The 15884-nt window shown below is 47.8% G+C and carries 16 protein-coding genes; 7 read left to right on the plus strand and 9 right to left on the minus strand.

From position 1 onward, the window contains the following. Both ASC49_RS19890 and ASC49_RS11560 read right to left on the minus strand, forming a co-directional pair. Positions 1-632 (minus strand): PPC domain-containing protein (locus ASC49_RS19890; protein ID WP_211262057.1); only part of this gene is annotated, 632 nt, incomplete at its 3' end. A gap of 393 nt (positions 633-1025) precedes the next feature. Beyond that, entirely contained in the window at positions 1026-1751 is a 726-nt protein-coding gene (locus ASC49_RS11560) for a sulfite exporter TauE/SafE family protein (RefSeq protein ID WP_055463407.1), read from the minus strand. Positions 1752-1862: 111 nt separating this feature from the next. Between ASC49_RS11560 and ASC49_RS11565 the strand changes: the two genes are divergently transcribed. Continuing rightward, positions 1863-2771 (plus strand): LysR family transcriptional regulator, encoded by a 909-nt coding sequence (locus ASC49_RS11565; RefSeq protein WP_055463408.1) that lies wholly within the window; start codon positions 1863-1865, stop codon positions 2769-2771. Here ASC49_RS11565 and ASC49_RS11570 read toward each other — a convergent pair. Then, on the minus strand, positions 2768-3607 hold the full coding sequence (locus tag ASC49_RS11570; protein WP_055463585.1) for a LysR family transcriptional regulator: 840 nt from the start codon (positions 3605-3607) through the stop codon (positions 2768-2770). The genes ASC49_RS11565 and ASC49_RS11570 overlap by 4 nt on opposite strands. Positions 3608-3724: 117 nt before the next feature. Here ASC49_RS11570 and ASC49_RS11575 point away from each other — a divergent pair, with 117 nt between their 5' ends. Continuing rightward, on the plus strand, positions 3725-4378 hold the full coding sequence (locus ASC49_RS11575; RefSeq protein ID WP_055463409.1) for a glutathione S-transferase family protein: 654 nt from the start codon (positions 3725-3727) through the stop codon (positions 4376-4378). Here the strand turns inward: ASC49_RS11575 and ypfH are convergent. From ypfH to ASC49_RS11590, 3 genes are all read right to left on the minus strand, one after another. Continuing rightward, positions 4375-4995 carry an esterase gene (gene ypfH, locus ASC49_RS11580; protein ID WP_055463410.1) on the minus strand — a complete coding sequence of 207 codons (621 nt, stop codon included), beginning with the start codon at positions 4993-4995 and terminating at the stop codon, positions 4375-4377. The genes ASC49_RS11575 and ypfH overlap by 4 nt on opposite strands. Before the next feature lie 199 nt (positions 4996-5194). Then, positions 5195-6133 carry a DMT family transporter gene (locus ASC49_RS11585; RefSeq protein ID WP_055463411.1) on the minus strand — a complete coding sequence of 313 codons (939 nt, stop codon included), beginning with the start codon at positions 6131-6133 and terminating at the stop codon, positions 5195-5197. 95 nt (positions 6134-6228) lie between these two features. Beyond that, a complete protein-coding gene (locus ASC49_RS11590) occupies positions 6229-6846 on the minus strand; it encodes a helix-turn-helix domain-containing protein (protein ID WP_245624701.1) in 618 nt (205 codons plus the stop codon). A gap of 365 nt (positions 6847-7211) precedes the next feature. Between ASC49_RS11590 and ASC49_RS11595 the strand changes: the two genes are divergently transcribed. Continuing rightward, positions 7212-7673 carry a hypothetical protein gene (locus ASC49_RS11595; protein ID WP_055463413.1) on the plus strand — a complete coding sequence of 154 codons (462 nt, stop codon included), beginning with the start codon at positions 7212-7214 and terminating at the stop codon, positions 7671-7673. Positions 7674-7766: 93 nt separating this feature from the next. Further along, a complete protein-coding gene (locus ASC49_RS11600; RefSeq protein ID WP_055463414.1) occupies positions 7767-8819 on the plus strand; it encodes a hypothetical protein in 1053 nt (350 codons plus the stop codon). Positions 8820-8869: 50 nt separating this feature from the next. Here the strand turns inward: ASC49_RS11600 and ASC49_RS11605 are convergent, their stop codons facing one another. Beyond that, complete coding sequence (locus tag ASC49_RS11605; protein WP_055463415.1) at positions 8870-10033, minus strand: aldose 1-epimerase family protein; 1164 nt, start codon at positions 10031-10033, stop codon at positions 8870-8872. A gap of 328 nt (positions 10034-10361) precedes the next feature. Between ASC49_RS11605 and ASC49_RS11610 the strand changes: the two genes are divergently transcribed. Both ASC49_RS11610 and ASC49_RS11615 read left to right on the plus strand, forming a co-directional pair. Beyond that, positions 10362-12353 carry a methyl-accepting chemotaxis protein gene (locus tag ASC49_RS11610; protein WP_055463586.1) on the plus strand — a complete coding sequence of 664 codons (1992 nt, stop codon included), beginning with the start codon at positions 10362-10364 and terminating at the stop codon, positions 12351-12353. 107 nt (positions 12354-12460) lie between these two features. Then, complete coding sequence (locus ASC49_RS11615; protein WP_055463416.1) at positions 12461-13327, plus strand: NAD(P)-dependent oxidoreductase; 867 nt, start codon at positions 12461-12463, stop codon at positions 13325-13327. Between the two features lie 64 nt (positions 13328-13391). Here the strand turns inward: ASC49_RS11615 and ASC49_RS11620 are convergent, their stop codons facing one another. Further along, a complete protein-coding gene (locus tag ASC49_RS11620; protein WP_055463417.1) occupies positions 13392-14141 on the minus strand; it encodes a DUF481 domain-containing protein in 750 nt (249 codons plus the stop codon). Between the two features lie 207 nt (positions 14142-14348). Here ASC49_RS11620 and ASC49_RS11625 point away from each other — a divergent pair, with 207 nt between their 5' ends. Continuing rightward, the gene (locus ASC49_RS11625) at positions 14349-14858 is read left to right on the plus strand and encodes a M48 metallopeptidase family protein (protein ID WP_055463418.1); all 510 of its coding nucleotides are present in this window, start codon (positions 14349-14351) and stop codon (positions 14856-14858) included. Positions 14859-14907: 49 nt separating this feature from the next. Here the strand turns inward: ASC49_RS11625 and yghU are convergent, their stop codons facing one another. Continuing rightward, positions 14908-15741, minus strand: a complete 834-nt coding sequence (yghU, locus tag ASC49_RS11630) for a glutathione-dependent disulfide-bond oxidoreductase (RefSeq protein WP_055463419.1) — start codon at positions 15739-15741, stop codon at positions 14908-14910. Between the last annotated feature and the right edge of the window lie 143 nt (positions 15742-15884).

The following is a 15884-nucleotide window of genomic DNA, read 5'->3' on the forward strand; positions in this document are numbered from 1 at the left end:
TCAGAACCGTCTTCAGTCGTTGTGTCGTCACCAGCGTCTGCGTCGGAACCGTCTTCTGTTGACGCTTCGACTTCTGCAACGCTGATGTTGTAAGTGCCGGATGCTTGATCATCAAGATCTGAAAGGTCTAGGTAAAAAGTACCTGATTGTGGTGCGGTAAAGCTAAAGGTGGCGCTGGTTTCGTCACCTTCTTGGAAGTCGCTCGAAATGCGCTCACCATCGCTATCACGAAGCACTAGGTAAGGAGAAGAAAGCTCGTCGCTGGTAACGTTAAATGAGTAGTTAACGCCTTCTTCAAGTTCAATCGAGTAAAGGTCGCTTTCCATGCCTGATTCAATGGTCGCATCCAGAGCAGAACCTAGCTCAAGTGCAATGGCATCCTGCCCGTAGCTATCTTCAGCTGGTGTTTCTTCTAGCTCTGGAAAAAGAGCGTCTAAACCATTCTGTGCAAAGTAACGCACGATTTGGCCTGGTGGTAAGCTGTCCATAATTTGTGCAACGGAATCAGCGTCAAACCCCTGTTCACTGAGGTTGTTGAGTAAGAAATCTGGCGTGCTCATTTGCTCTTGAGAAGCTGAGCGTGCTTGACCTAGTGAGTTACCCTGATTCGAAAATTGCTTATCTGATTTCATGAAGACCTCCGTCCTAAGTTTGGTTTCAGAGTGTTGAGCGAGGATGTTGTTCGCTAACACGCAATCCAAGATAGGGGATTTGTTTCCAAGAGGGTGTCAGGTGAATGTTAAGGTTCAGAAAAGCTAGGATGGGAAAATTTACGTTTACAAACCATCAAGTGTAAATTTGATTGAATACGGATTTTTATTTTCTAACATTTTGATAAATAAGGTTATTTTATATATTTCGATAATGCTTTATTAGATTTATAACGACTAACGACTCGTTTAAACACTGGGCTTGTAGCCGCGGTGGAGGGCATCAAGAAGTTTGATAACCTTGCAAGCATTACGACTTTACATGCCGTAATGCTTGATAGAATCTTTAGACTAGAAAGTTTTAGAGGCAATGTTTTAGGAAAACAACATTAACTTCATGGCAGCGATAGTCGAGATGATACGAACGAGCCATTTAAAGTGAGCTGGCTTCACGTGTTTCAAAAAGTGATAACCGATCAATATACCGACCAAAAGTCCAGGCAATGCATAAGCGCTCATCGTCAGACTTTCTGGCGTCAGTAGGTCCAAGCTTAAGTACATGGGTAGCTTAACCAGGTTAATAAGAAAGAAAGCCCAAGCACGGGTGCTGACATAGCTGTCTTTACTAAGCTTTTGTTCTAGTAGGAATAAACTAATTAACGGCCCCGAAGCGTTAGAGACCATACTCACCAGACCGCCAGCAAACCCCATAGAATAGGCGGTGATGGGCTTTTGCATAAAGGTCGCCTGCTGTGTATCCAGATACACGCCTAGAGCAATCATGCCAATCATAATGACGCCAAGCATGATCACAAACTGGCTGGCATCGAGGCCTGATAATAGATGCGCACCAATAAAAACACCCAAGAAAGCAAGTGGTAGAAAACGTGCCAGCACCGGCCATGAAATATGTCTGCGGTAACTATAAACCGCCATCACATCAGTGATCACGTAAAGGGGCAGCAGCACACCGAGCGCCTCAGGCCCAGGAAAGGCAATCATCACGATGGGTAGGACAATCAGTCCCATGCCACCGATGGAAAATTTGGAAAAGCCGGTGATAAGCCCAGCGATACACATCACCACTAAAGCGGTTGTCACAATGGTCCCCCTTGATTATGAAATGGTATTACTTGATTGGCATTAGCATAGCGAGAATAATGAAATAAAAATAATTTCATTTTTTGATTATTACGAAAGGAAAAAGTGATCATGAAGCTGGATCAATTACGGGCTTTTATTGCGGTGGTGGAAACGGGCAGTTTTCGCGCTGCCGCCGAAGCGATTCATAAAACCCAGCCGAGTATCAGCGCTGCCGTCAAAGCCTTGGAAGAGCAGTATGGCATTGTACTACTGGATCGCGAAAGCTACCGTCCAACGCTCACCGCTGAGGGCAAAGCTTTCTTTAAGCAGAGTAAAAAGCTGTTGCTACAAGTAAATCAATTAGAGCACCTGGGGCACCACTTAGCTCAAGGAACTGAACAGCAGCCGCTGCGCTTATGCATCAGTCAGATGAGTTTGACAGAACACATTGTGGGGCTGCTTAAGGCATTTGATGCCGAACACCCGCACATTGCGGTTGAACTGACGACCGATCACTTAAACGGTGTGCAGGAACATTTGATCAAAGAGAAATCCGACGTTGCCATTGGTCCCAGCTATGGCCTTGATGATCGGCATATTTTTGTTGAGGTGGGCAAGTTGGAAATGACCTGCGTCGTGCATCCCGATCTGCTGCCTACACTGCAGGCAGGCTCACAAAAAGTGAAGCAGCAAGCGCTGTATTCTTTGCCGCAAATCTTAGTCAGTCGATCCGCGGAAGAACAAGAGCATCGCTTTGTCTTGCCAACGGGGCGACGCTGGCATGTGAACGACTTCCAAGCAAAGAAAACCTTAGTGCAAGCGGGCATGGGCTGGGCGCGTATGCCCCATTACATGATTAAGGACTCCCTAGAGGAGGGGCGCTTGGTACGTATGGATGTGGAAAACTTCAGCTCCCATAGCCAGTTTCCTTTGTTTATGATTCGTCTTAGAAACCAGACCTTGAGTCCCGAGGCCAATGCGTTTTGGCGCTTTATCAAAAGCTATTTAAAAACACCTATCTCAGACAACGAAGACTAAGCGGTTGCTTGGAAGCTTTGACTGATTTTAGCCGCTAAATGACTACCAAAAGCGGGATGTGGCACCGGCGCAACTGCCAATACAATGTCCACTGCCGGCAACGGTGGCAGGCTGGTGTCGCGGCTAATGGTTAATCCTGGTGACACGCTGGAGACCGCCATAGCGCTGATGCCAATGCCGCGGCGTAACAAACTTTTAATTGCCGTGGCACTCGACGAACTGGCGACTAAGGTATAGGGGCGGCCTTGTTTTTCCATGCCATCAATGGCCGCGCTGTGGAATTTGCAATCCGGCTCATACAGGACTAAGGGCAAACTCTCGTTTTCCAGATTCTTCCCACCATGCACCCAGACCCCTTTATCATGCTTCAGTAGGTAGCCTTCTTCCGCATGAGGGGCGCGCGTTAAAATCGCCACATCGACCTTACCTTGATCCAGCATAAGGCGTAACTGGGAGCTGCAATCGCAGATAATGGTTAAGGTTTGCTGGGGCAAATGCTCGCGCATTAAAGCGACCACATCCGGCAGCACGGATTCCGCATAATCATCTGGGCAACCTAATACCAGCGGTCGATGATGTACCGTGTGCTTAAAGTGGCTCATGGCTTCGTCGTGCAAGGAAAGAATTCGTCGAGCATAGCTCACCAGCTCTTGCCCTCGCTCCGTTAAGGCAACATTTCGTCCTTCCTTGGTAAACAGTGATTGCCCCGTGGCCTCTTCGAGCTTTTTCATCTGCATACTGATGGCACTTTGGGAACGATAGGTTTGTTTGGCAGCACGGGTAAAGCTACCCGTATCGACAAAGGCTAGAAAACTACGCAACGCATCAATATCCATGGCACCATCCATTCATTAGCAAAACGAAAGTAATCCATTAAAACTATTCGCTAGTCATATAAATATCAAGGGCGCACAATGAAAGCACTTCTAACCACTCGCTAAGGAACTGCTTACATGAAACTGATCATTGCCAACAAAAACTACTCCTCTTGGTCACTGCGCGGCTGGCTGGCGCTAAAAGCCTTCGACGTGCCGTTTGAAGAAGTGAAGCTCACCCTGTTTACGGATGATTTTTACCAGCAGCTCGCTATGTACTCGCCGGTTAAAAAAGTGCCTGTGTTGGTGGATGGTGACATCAATGTGTGGGATTCGTTAGCGATTGCGGAATACATCAATGAAACCTACTTGACGGGCAAAGGCTGGCCAGAAGATCGCGCAGCCCGTGCAGTGGCTCGCGCAACGGTAGCTGAAATGCATTGTGGTTACACTGCTTTGCGCAGTGCCATGCCGATGAACTGTCGCGCCCGTCGTCGAGTCGATATCAATGACGCCATCGCTAAAGACATCGCCAACATTGACGCCATCTGGGGTGAGCAGCGCCTACGCTACGAGTCACAAGGCGACTACTTATTCGGTGAATTCAGTATGGCAGACGTTTTCTTTGCACCAGTGGTATTTCGCTTTATGACGTACGGCGTCGAGCTATCTGAGTCGGCCAAAGCGTATCAACAAACCATGCTTAACCACCCCGCGATGCAAGAGTGGTTAGCGGATGCTTTGACTGAAACCGATATCATTGATGAAGACGAAGCAGGCGAGCCGGTTTAACCCTTCAAAATTTCCAACAAGCGCACGGATTCTTCGTGGTTGATGTTGTGTGCTAGGCCATTAAAGGTGTCCAGTGTGGTGCTGGCACCTAGGGCGTCTAGCCAACTGTAACCTTGCTCTGCGTGGGTCACAGGTATGACGGGATCGGCTTTACCATGCAGAAAGTGAATGCTGGTGCCCTGCGGTTTGTACTGTGGCGCGATGGCAAAGCGGCCAGACAGAGACACCACTTGTTTGGCCAAAGGCTCAGCGACCAGCTGGGTTGAAGACAGTGACATGATGGCGCCTTGAGAAAAACCAATGATGGCGGTGTCACCTGCCTCCACGTTGGCTTCTTTTTGCCAAGAGCGAACACTTTCAACAAACAGCGGTATCACCGCTTCGATACGTTCTAATCGGTTTGCTTCGGTCACCCCTTTAATGGAAAACCACTGTAAACCTTCTCCTATGTCAAAACGAAATGGCGCAGCAACCGCGACGACCATGGTGCGATCCAAATTATCAGCGAGCCAGCGTCCCAGTGTCATCATACTTTCCGGACGCGAGCCCACACCGTGGTACAACAACACTAAGCGAGATGCGACAGCTGGTTTTTGGATAACAAGTGAATCAGACATAGTAGCCTCCATAACGTAATAAAAGCACTTTATAGCAATCGATTGAGTGAATAAATCGGTCTAATTTGAATGCTATGTTTCTTATTTTGAAACAATAAAACAGGAACCATTTTGACATGCTAAGAATGGCTCGCCGCGTCTGGGAGGCAGTTGAAACTATGCAGTTTGCCTGAGTTTCGCGGCGGCTTTGATCAAACCACTATGGCGTCTCCGGAATTGGACTGGTTTGCTTAGACGTGCGTGTTTGTAGCCAAAGACATACGCCAATGAACGCCATCCCCAGCCAGCCAGATACACCAAGTTGCTCTCCGACAATAGTGACGGCAAAGATGGCGGCGACCACAGGTTCAAACAAGGTTAATACTGTTGCGGTACTTGCTTGAGTTGTTTTTAAGCCAAAGCCAAATAATACGTAGCCAAGAAACATAGGGACTCCTGCCATGTACAAGGCAACACTGATGTTATTCAGGTTGGCAAATAGTTGATCCCCTATGATGATTAATGACGGCAATAGAATCAAAGCGCTGACGACAAACATACTGCTCATGGCGGCTTTTGAATGAACGCCTTCTTCCATCATGCGTTTACCGGTCCACGCGTATAGCGCATAGGAAGCTCCGGCAATAAGCCCCAGTAGAATACCGATCATGACGCCCATCTGGTCGGACGTCGATTGACTGGGCGCTGCACCAGAAAACGCAAGCAGTAGCATACCCAGTAAACCAAGCAATAAGCTGATTAACCAGATTCGGTTGAAGGGACTCTTTTTGCTGATTAGCCACTCCAGCAGAGCACTAGCAAAAGGCGCGCTACCGATGGTGACGACGGTACCAATGGCGACCCCAGCCAGATGCATTGCGCTGTAAAAGGTCAATGGATAAACCGCAATGCCCAGCGCTCCCAACACTACATACGCTTTTAAACGCCATAGTTTCCGGGTATCTCGTTGTAGGTTTTTTAGCGCTACAAGCGCTTGTAATAGTCCGCCAACGCCCATAGCAAAAGCGCCAATGGCTAACGGGCTGACATCGTGAGCAAAGCTTGCGACAGTGCCCGTGCTGCCCCATAAAAAAGAGGCGAGTAGAATGGCAATGTGACCTGCTTGAGGATTTTCAGTGTTGGCTGTCGCGGTAGTCATGATCTGCGCTCTTATTGCTTAGTGTCTATCATGATACGAGATGTTTTTTGAAATATTGTGCTGAAAAGACGCTTTTATGGTTTATTTAGATGGACTTAATGACGCCCTGATAGCCTGCTTGGGGACAAACCAAAATGCTGGCGAAAGCGTCGGCTAAAAGCGGATAAGTCGCTGTAGCCCACTTGTTCGGCTATCTGCTGAATAGGTAAGTCGGAATGGGTGAGCAGTGCTTTGGCTTTTTCCATTCTCAGTTGAGTGATGTAATTCATGGGGCTTACCCCCGCGTAGCGTTTGAACAACGTTTTAAATTGCGTAGCACTTAAATGGGCTTGCTGTGACAAGGTGTGAATGCATAACGGGGACTCTAAATGTTCCGTAATGTAGGTTTGCGCCCGACGAATCCTTGGATCGATTTGATGCCCCAACGTTTGCTCAGTCAATAATTGTTCAAACAGTTGAAAGAGTAGTTGCTCAATCTGTGGATGAACCTGATGCGCTAGCTGCTTTTCAACAAAGAGTAAAAAGCTTTGTAGAGGCTGGTTAATGTCAAATACCTGCTGCGATCCCTGCGCTAAGTTGGTGGGTAGGGTGTTCATATCAACGACCACAAATCGAGCGGCCTCATCGGCTTTAAAGCGATGCTCTTGTCCTTGTTTGATGACTACGCATTCACCCACGGAGACACTGCCGCTAAAGCCCGGTATCTCAATCACTATGGCTCCTTGCGTTGGTAAAACCAGTTGGTGATAAGCGTGTATATGCGTATCGGTGCGCTTAGTGTAAGAACGAATGCTGACGGTATTTTTCATAATTTAAAAAGATGTCGGTTGAGTGTCATGTTACTAAAGCATTGTTTCAATTGCTTACTCATTCTATTGGAGCATCTCTTGTTTTATACAGGGACAAGTGCTTTGGTAAAAGAGTGGTCAGCCCTTTGTAAAGAAGATCAAAGTAATGGTGACTATAAGGAAGGGTTCAGGCATTTGAAAGGAAGGGTTCAGGTATTTTTACATTCATGCTGGCGTCTCTAAATGCCTCTTCGTAAGGTAAGAACACTATCATCAAGGAAGCTAATATTATGAGTGCAACCATTCAAAAGTTATTTGCCAAAGCTCTGGCTTTGCTGTTTTTCGTACTCGCGGCGATGGTCTGTGGTAGCAGTTTATTCACCGCAGTGGCGGATTTTCGGGGAGGGCAGGCGTTAACTCAGACCTTAATTCAAGTGATTAACTCCAATATCATTGCCATTGCGGTATTTGAATTGGCGATGGTAATTAATAAGGAGTATGGCAATAAAAACGAGCATGACGTGATTGTGATGATGCGTCGTACGTTACCACGTTTTATCACCACCGTATGTGTTGCTTTGGCCTTAGAGGGCTTGATCATGGTGATTAAATACAGTCAAGCCGATATGGCGGGTAATCTGTATTACCCCGTTGCGATTGTCATTAGTGCCGCTTTCTTGCTTGTGGCGTTAGGACTTTTCCTTCGTTTCGTTCCAAGTGATAGCGTTGGTCAACAGGATCACGACAAATAACTAAATTGGAATATCTTTTATACCGGATTGTATATTAATTAATCAAAGCGGGCGGCCGATAAGACGAGTTTACACACTCAGGGAGGCCGCCTCATGCGAGAGAGTCAATTATCCTTTCAATCGCGCTATGCATCGCAAACCAGTACTTACAGTGGTGTGATGCGCACACGCATAGAATCTGAAACCGCAGCAGAGGCGACTCAGAGAAATCCTTCCATGACCGCTCAGGCCGAGTTGGGCGAGCGTATCAGCGCACTGCAAGAAGTCCGTTTTCAGTCCAAAACCGGTGTTGCAGAAGGTGACGATGAAGAGCAAAGCCTTTCACAAGTTGAGTTCCGTTTTTCTAAATTGGTGTCCCTGCTGGAGCGCATGTTTGGCATCAAAATAGATGTGTTTGATGAACGAGAGATACAAGACCCCGGTAAAGCCGATGCACAAGGTGAAACAAGCGAGCCCGCTGCACGAGGTCGGCCCGGACGCCAAGTGATCGAGGCGATTCAGGAGTATCGAGTGGTCACCGAGAGCGAATCCAGCTCAGTCTCGATTCAAGGCAAGTTGGCGCTGAACGATGGCCGCCAGCTGGATGTGGATCTTAGCCTAGATATGTCGCGCACGCGCAGCGAAGAATATTGGGGAACGATGACCTTATCGAGCCGAACCGTAGACCCTTTAGTCGTCAACCTCAATGGTAATGCGGCGCAGCTGACCAATCAGCGTATGGCATTCGATATTGATGCAGATGGTAAAGAAGACCAAGTGGCCTTTGCTACGGGGGATTCTGCATTCCTCGCTTTGGATAAGAATAAAAACGGCACCATCGACAATGGTAATGAGCTGTTTGGTCCAAAATCAGGTAGTGGTTTTGCTGACCTAGCAAAATATGATGATAACAAAGATGGCTTGATCGACAGTCTTGATCATATTTGGGAAGAGCTACTTTTAGTGCAACGGGACGAATCTGGCAATGAAACGCTACTGTCGCTCAAAGATGTGGGCATCAGCGCTTTCGTGTTGGAACGAACCAGCTCGCCCTTTAGCTTATTTAACGACAAAGGTGAGCAAACGGGCGTGATCCGAGAAACAGGCCTGTATGTGCGCGATGATAATACCGTCGATACCCTACAGCACGTGGATTTGGTGGTTTGAATGCGGAACCGTGTAACGGTGGCCGTTACACGGTTTTATTAGCGAAGCGGTTACAGCTGCACTAGTGGGTTATTACTTAATAACATGGGGGTGCGTTGTATGGCTTCGATTTTCGCTTGGCTGGCGTCGATTGCTTCATTGTCAGTTAGCAGGCCAAAGCGAACATGGAAAGTTTTGCTGGATTTGCCCTTGATTGTGGGGACCAAACCGAGATCACGCTGATGTTTGCGGTTGTAGGCAAATGATGTGCCTGGCTCAATTCCTACCACGTAACCTTGCTCAACCGTATCGGTGTTTTTCCAAATGGTCAGTACTGGCAAGGTGCTGTTGCTCCAGCTCACTTCAATGGCGGCATCACCAGTAGCGTTCTTCATCAGGGCATGGCTCATGCCATCTTCGTCTTCAAGTGCCAAGACATTAAACACCATTTCATCAAAGCCTTCTGTTGGCGCAGGCATCTGATCCCACTCATGCAGACCTTGAATCGCGTATTCGTTAAAAGGCGATACTTGCGTGCCTGCCACATGTAAGGTCGCTCCTTGTTCCAGAATTGGGCTACCAAAATTATTGTGGTAAATCGCCTGATAGGTGTTGTCGTAGTTAGACAGATTGTGCAGCGTATCTTTGATGTGAATGTAAGGTTCATCCGGTGTTAAAGACAGCTCGGTGTGCACTTCAAAGTTGGTGAACTTGAAACGCTTCTCATCGACACGGCCTTTCAGTGTGACGCGATACGGTGGTTCTTGCTCAACAATCAATACCACATCATCAGCGGGGGTATTTTGGATGCGGCCGTGCAGCGTCAGCATTTCACCATTGTCTTCGCCAGGATGGCCTGCCCACTGGTAGCCACAGCGCGCCACCATTTCATTAAAGCCATCCAGCCAACCTAAGCCACCAGAGGCTTCCTGATTGATAAAGCTTGGGTGCACCACTTCTTTGACAGGAGAATCCCAACCATAGCGCAGCTCGCCTCGGGTTGCGTCGAGAATGGCCATGGCACGTGTTGGTACGACTCTAAGGGTCTTATCTCCCACGGTTAAGGTAATGAGCTTAGAACCTTGCTGCTTACCCCCGCGTAGGGTCTGCAATTTGCATTCAATATTAATATCAGCTGGAAGTCCCATATCCTCTGCGGTGAGGTGAGCCGAGCTAAGGTCGGTATGCTGAGCATGGCTCGTAAAAGTAAAACGAAACTCTGAAGTGGTAGACATAAGGACTTCCTATTAATTTAACCTCACAACTATAGCGAGTCGCAGCAGGGCTGTAAAAGACCGATGGCCATTTTTACAGCATTGCCATTGACGGTCGTCTACACTTTGAGATGTTTGATTTATCAATGGTTATGCAGTGGTGCCATAGAGCATTCTGGGCGTCTCTGCGTAAAAGCGTGCGGCGAGCGCTCCGTGCTCGTACGCACGCATCTTGTTTCATATCGCTATTTTCAATTCTCATTTTTTGCAAACTGTGCTAAGACTTGAACGTACAGTTTAGATTTTCACCAAAACAAGCTATTAATCCACCATGGAGTATATGTTGCCTATGAAGCCTGTGTTGATGATTCGACAAAAAATCCTCTTGGGTTTAATTGCTATTTTTGTGTTGGCCATTGCGGTGGTCTTCATGGTTGTGGAAGGTAAGGTTAAGTCTGACTTGATCACGGAACGTCAAGCACAAATTGACGTGAACCAGCAGGGCTTGGTGTCGTTGTTGGAAGCTAAGCTTGATCAAGTTCAGCTACTTACTAGCACTTTGGCATTGTCGGCGACGGAGTTGCCGGAAGATGAAGCTCTCTATAAAAAAGTGCTCCCACGTCTGATTGATAACCACGGCGATAAAAGTATTGCGGGTGGGGGCATTTGGCCTGAACCAGGAGCCTTTAAAGCGGGTGTTGATCGTCATAGCTTTTTTTGGGCGCGCTCGGGTTCAGGGCTAGAGTTTCTCAATGATTACAACGATCCAAGTGGCTCGGGCTACCATAATGAGGGGTGGTATACCGTCGGCCGTAACGCTTCCATTGAGCGTTGTAGTTGGTCTGAGGCTTATACTGACCCAGTGTCAAAAGTCCCCATGGTGACTTGTACTGTGCCAATCAAGGAGCAAGGCCGCTTCGCGGGTGTCGCAACGGTCGATATGATGTTGGATGGTATTACCAAGAGCTTGAGCCTTTATGGCGAGGAAAATCACGGATACGTGTTTGCTCTGGACGCTCAGGGACAAATGTTAAGCTTTCCTGCTAACACCGCTAAAATTGTGAAAGCAGACAACTCAATGGTGACCGCTAAGGAGCTGGCAACGCAGTTGCCATGGCTAGCACCTGCATTGAATGCTGCCTTGAATAAAGAAACTGGCGTTATGTTAGCGATTACTCAGGATAGTATCTTAGGTCAAGCCGCTTTTGTGGATCTGGTCACCGTGCCCAGTACCGGATGGACGATTGGTTTAGTGGTGCCAAAAGCTGTGATGACCAATGTTGCCAACAGTATGAGTGTCTTCCTAATGCTCTCACTTGGTGCCTTGTTGATCGTTGTTAGCATTGTGGCCTACTTATTCTTCCGCGGCTTGTTAGCCCGTGTAAATCAAACCACAGAACAAATTAACAGTCTGGTATCGGGTAATACGTCACAAGAGCTGGCGATTCTCAAACAGGATGAAATCGGTCAGTTGCGTCAATCCGTTAACGATTACGGTGGTAAATTAAAATCGTTGCTGGCCAGTATTCACCAAGAGTCGGCGAAGCTAGTCGGGGATGCAAGCAAGTTAAAAGACTTTAGTAATGAGTTCTTAAGTAAAGCCAATAGTCTAAGCGATGAAAACCATACCCTCGCGGCTGCGACCGAAGAATTCGGTGCGACCTCTGCAGATGTCGCCATGTACTCTAATGAAACCAAAGCAACTGTTGAGCGTATTCACGAAGAAGTGCGTACCAGTGGTAAAGAAATGAAGGGCGTGATTGACACCATGCGTACCTTATCTAAGACCATGGGACGCGCGCAGCAGAATATTCTCAAGCTGGACGAAGACAGTCGTCAAGCCCACAGCATGTTAAGTGTGATTCGAGATATTGCCGAGCAAACTAACTTATTGGCTTTGAATGCCGCCATAGAAGCGGCGCGAGCGGGGGAAACGGGCCGTGGCTTTGCGGTTGTGGCCGATGAAGTACGTAATCTGGCCGCTAAAAGTGAAAGCTCAGCCGTTGAGATTGAGCGCGTGCTAAACCGACTACAGGACGCCTCTAAGGAATCCGTAGCCTCAATGTCGACAGGCATGTCAGAAACGGAAAGTGCAGTTGGCAATGCTGAATCTACGGCTAACCATTTACAAGATGTGGTCAGTGCTTTCTCTCAAATTACCGATCAAGCGACGCAGATTTCGGTTGCGGCCAATGAGCAACAGAAGGTCTCAAGTGATCTAACGGAGTTTGTGTCACGATTACAAGCTTTAACGAGCAGTAATGCCGATGATTCTGGACGTTTGAGCAAAATGAGCGAAGAAATCGATGCCATTGCGAAACGTCTGAATGCTTTGAAATAAAGCGCGGCGTGAGATGCATAAAGCTTGCTACGGCAGGCTTTATGCATTTAATAGCGCGTTAGGCGTTCTGGCCTTGTTAAACAAAAGTGAAAAGGGAGATGAGTTGAATGAAAGTTAGCTTTTTGGGGCTTGGAACGATGGGTTACCCCATGGCAGGGCATGTTAGTCGGGCAGGCCACGAAGTGGTTGTTTACAACCGTACCCTCCAGAAAGCTCAATTATGGCTGCAAGACTATCAAGGGCGTTTGTCTAAGACTCCTGCAGAGGCGGCGCAGCAAAGTGATATTGTGCTGACGTGTGTAGGCAATGACGATGATCTGCGCCAATTGTATTTAAGTGATCAGGGTGCATTGCACGGAGCCAAGCCGGGTACCTTATTTGTGGACCATACCACTGCGTCCGCAGAGGTTGCCCGTGAGCTTGCGCTGGCGGCTCAAGCAAAGGGCTGTTGTTTTATCGATGCGCCGGTATCTGGCGGTCAAGCTGGCGCAGAGAACGGCGTTTTAACGGTGATGATTGGTGGTGACCAAGATGCCATTGATCGTGCGTTGCCTGTGCTGGAATGCTTCTCTAAAGCCTGTACGCGTATGGGGGATGTGGGGGCCGGTCAGCTAGCTAAGATGGTCAATCAAATTCTTGTCGGTGGCGTCTTAACGGGATTATCGGAAGGTATTCGTTTTGCTGAAAAAGCAGGCTTGGATATCCCGACCCTAGTTGAAACGCTGAAACACGGCGCTGCTGGCTCATGGCAATTAGAGAATCGCGGCGAAACCATGGCGCAAGATAAGTTTGATTTTGGTTTTGCCATTGAGTGGATGTGCAAGGATCTTGGGATTGCCCTTGAGCAAGCACAGAAAATGGGACTAAAACTGCCTTATACCGAAGTAATTGATCAGGATTATCGGGCGTTGGTCGGGCAAGGATATGGTCGCTGCGACACCTCTGTGCTGATCAAAGCGTTAGACAATAAATAGTCATCTGAGCACAAATCGATGAAAGCCCACCGAAGTGGGCTTTCTCTTAGAGCGAGTATAATACTTAGAACGAATACAATACTGATGCTGTGGTTTCTGTATCCGTGGTATCCGTGTCTGAAGGTACATCGGAAGTGTATTTTATTTTGTAAGACAGCTTCATGGCGAGGTTGTCGATGATGTTCGCCTGCAGTGAAGAAATGGATTCGTTCACCGTGTTACCACCACTGGTACTGATTTCACTGTTCAGTTCTTGGCGGAACAAAGACGTTGGAGTGAAGTGATTTTCATAGGTGCCGGCAAAACGCACAAAGTTACCACGGTCAGATTTACCATCAATGCTGTCTTCAGCAATCGCAAAATCGCGATAACCTACTCCAAACGAGGCTTCAAGAAAGGAGCCATCTGCGTGTTGCCAGAAACGATTACCGTAACCCGTTGAGGTTGAGCCCTTGCTGCGATAGCCGGAAAAACGGTCTCTCTCATAGGCGCCACGAACATACCAAAACTGCTGTGTATCGAATTTATAGTTGGCTTGGACTGAGCCAGTATAACGTTCTGCTGTGGTGTCAGAGTCAGAGCTGCTATATAGAGAGCTTAGGCTATAATCGGTACGCCATTGCACAGTTTCTTGAGTTAAATTAATGGCGCCGTTTAGGTTCTTTGTATCCGTGTTGCCGGAAGTAGAAACCACACCAAGTTCGGCTGAGCCTGACCAGTTGTGGGCGTTGCTATCAATGTCTTGGTCAGCGGCGTGGCTCAGTGGCGCGGCACAGCAAGCCACCACTAATGGGGTTAGCAGAGCTTTTTTCATGGATGTCCTCTTAGGCTTATAGGTATGATTATGGCAAGTTATCACAGCCCCGTAGTTGACCAGAGCGCTTTGCAACAGGTTACATGGTTTGACCATATTTCCCCTAATTGCTTGAAAAATGCTTAAGTTAAGTTTGCAAAAGGTGGCTGTTACCCCCTGATTGATCCGTTAGTTGGGGCGTTATCACGAGCCCATTGAGAGAGAGTTGTGTCAGAAGTTAAACGTTATTTAAACGCCTATGGTGCAGAGTTACAGGCACAAGTTCAGAGCTTGCTAGATGCCGAGAAAAGCGGAGCTTGGTTGTTAAAAAAATACCCCAGCCCCCATGATTTGGCGGGTGAAAAGCAGCTCTATCAGTACGCGCAGGACATCAAACAGCAATACATGCGCAGTTCGTCTCCCATTAGTAAAGTGATCTATGATGATAAGATACACGTTATCAACAATGCTCTAGGACTACATACCTTTGTTTCGAGAGTACAGGGCAATAAGCTCAAAGCCAAAAATGAGATTCGTGTCGCGTCCATGTTCCGTCGAGTGCCAGAGCCTATGTTACGGATGATCTTGGTGCATGAGCTGGCGCACCTGAAAGAGAAAGAGCACAACAAAGCCTTTTATAAGCTCTGTCAGCATATGGAACCGGATTACCATCAATTGGAGTTTGAACTGCGGATTTATCTATGCCACAAAGACCGCTTTGGTGAGCTGTGGGCTTAAATAAGCAAACAGCCATAGACCTTTGCTATGGCTGTTATGCTAGGTGGCGTTAATCGAAATCTGCTGCACTATGACGTTCAATCAGACCGCCTTCAGCGGAAGAGTTTACGCGAATGCCACGTTTTACAGCAGGACGATCTGCAATCATTTCAGCCCAACGTTTCACATATGTGTACTCGTCTACGTTGAGGAATTCGGCGGCATCGTATAGCTCTCCCAATACCAGCCGACCGTACCAAGGCAAAATAGCGATGTCGGCAATCGAATACTCATCGCCCGCTATGTACTTGTTTTCTACTAAGTGTTTATTGAGCACATCGAGCTGACGCTTCGTCTCCATGGTGTAGCGTTCAATCGGGTATTCTTGCTTGAACGGCGCGTACACGTAGAAATGACCAAAACCACCGCCTAAAAAGGGCGCTGAGCCCATTTGCCACATTAGCCAGTTGCGGCATTCGGTTTTCCCCTTCAGATCTTTGGGAATGAAAGCCTCATGTTTTTCTGCTAAATATTGCAAAATGGCACCGGATTCAAATAGTCGCAGCGGTGGGTTGACGCTGGTGTCGAGCATGGCTGGGATTTTTGAGTTTGGGTTGATGCTCACAAAGCCAGATGAAAACTGCTGACCTTCACCGATGTCGATGGTGTAGGCGTCGTATTCCGCTTCACTGATGCCCAGCGCTAGTAACTCCTCGAGTAGGATCGTGACCTTTTGCCCATTAGGGGTGGCGAGAGAATGCAGTTGTAGCGGGTGAGCACCTCTGGGCAGCTCTTTTTCATGAGTAGCACCAGAATAGGGGCGATTGATCTTGGACCATTTGCCAGCCTCATTCTCATTGAACTTCCAGACTTTCGGTGGGGTATATTCGTTCTGCGAACTCATCATGTCCTCCTTATCAAATTGGCTTATTAAGGTTATATGGTGATCAGCGTATAACCTCAAGGGGATAAAAAGGAGACTGTGTGCAAACAAAAAAGCCAGCGGCTGAATCAGGCGCTGGCTTCGTGATGGCTGTTGTCGATCTG

The organism is Marinomonas fungiae, assembly GCF_001418205.1.
In the GTDB taxonomy this organism is placed as follows: domain Bacteria; phylum Pseudomonadota; class Gammaproteobacteria; order Pseudomonadales; family Marinomonadaceae; genus Marinomonas; species Marinomonas fungiae.

Bases quoted from the DNA above. Each gene is read 5' to 3' on its own strand.
- ASC49_RS11565 (WP_055463408.1), top strand. From the start codon at position 1,863: ATGAAGCTGGATCAATTACGGGCTTTTATTGCGGTGGTGGAAACGGGC.
- ASC49_RS11585 (WP_055463411.1), bottom strand. From the start codon at position 6,133: ATGACTACCGCGACAGCCAACACTGAAAATCCTCAAGCAGGTCACATT.
- ASC49_RS11605 (WP_055463415.1), bottom strand. From the start codon at position 10,033: ATGTCTACCACTTCAGAGTTTCGTTTTACTTTTACGAGCCATGCTCAG.
- ASC49_RS11600 (WP_055463414.1), top strand. From the start codon at position 7,767: ATGCGAGAGAGTCAATTATCCTTTCAATCGCGCTATGCATCGCAAACC.
- ypfH (WP_055463410.1), bottom strand. From the start codon at position 4,995: ATGTCTGATTCACTTGTTATCCAAAAACCAGCTGTCGCATCTCGCTTA.
- ASC49_RS11620 (WP_055463417.1), bottom strand. From the start codon at position 14,141: ATGAAAAAAGCTCTGCTAACCCCATTAGTGGTGGCTTGCTGTGCCGCG.
- ASC49_RS11570 (WP_055463585.1), bottom strand. From the start codon at position 3,607: ATGGATATTGATGCGTTGCGTAGTTTTCTAGCCTTTGTCGATACGGGT.
- ASC49_RS11610 (WP_055463586.1), top strand. From the start codon at position 10,362: ATGAAGCCTGTGTTGATGATTCGACAAAAAATCCTCTTGGGTTTAATT.
- ASC49_RS11595 (WP_055463413.1), top strand. From the start codon at position 7,212: ATGAGTGCAACCATTCAAAAGTTATTTGCCAAAGCTCTGGCTTTGCTG.
- ASC49_RS11615 (WP_055463416.1), top strand. From the start codon at position 12,461: ATGAAAGTTAGCTTTTTGGGGCTTGGAACGATGGGTTACCCCATGGCA.
- ASC49_RS11575 (WP_055463409.1), top strand. From the start codon at position 3,725: ATGAAACTGATCATTGCCAACAAAAACTACTCCTCTTGGTCACTGCGC.
- yghU (WP_055463419.1), bottom strand. From the start codon at position 15,741: ATGAGTTCGCAGAACGAATATACCCCACCGAAAGTCTGGAAGTTCAAT.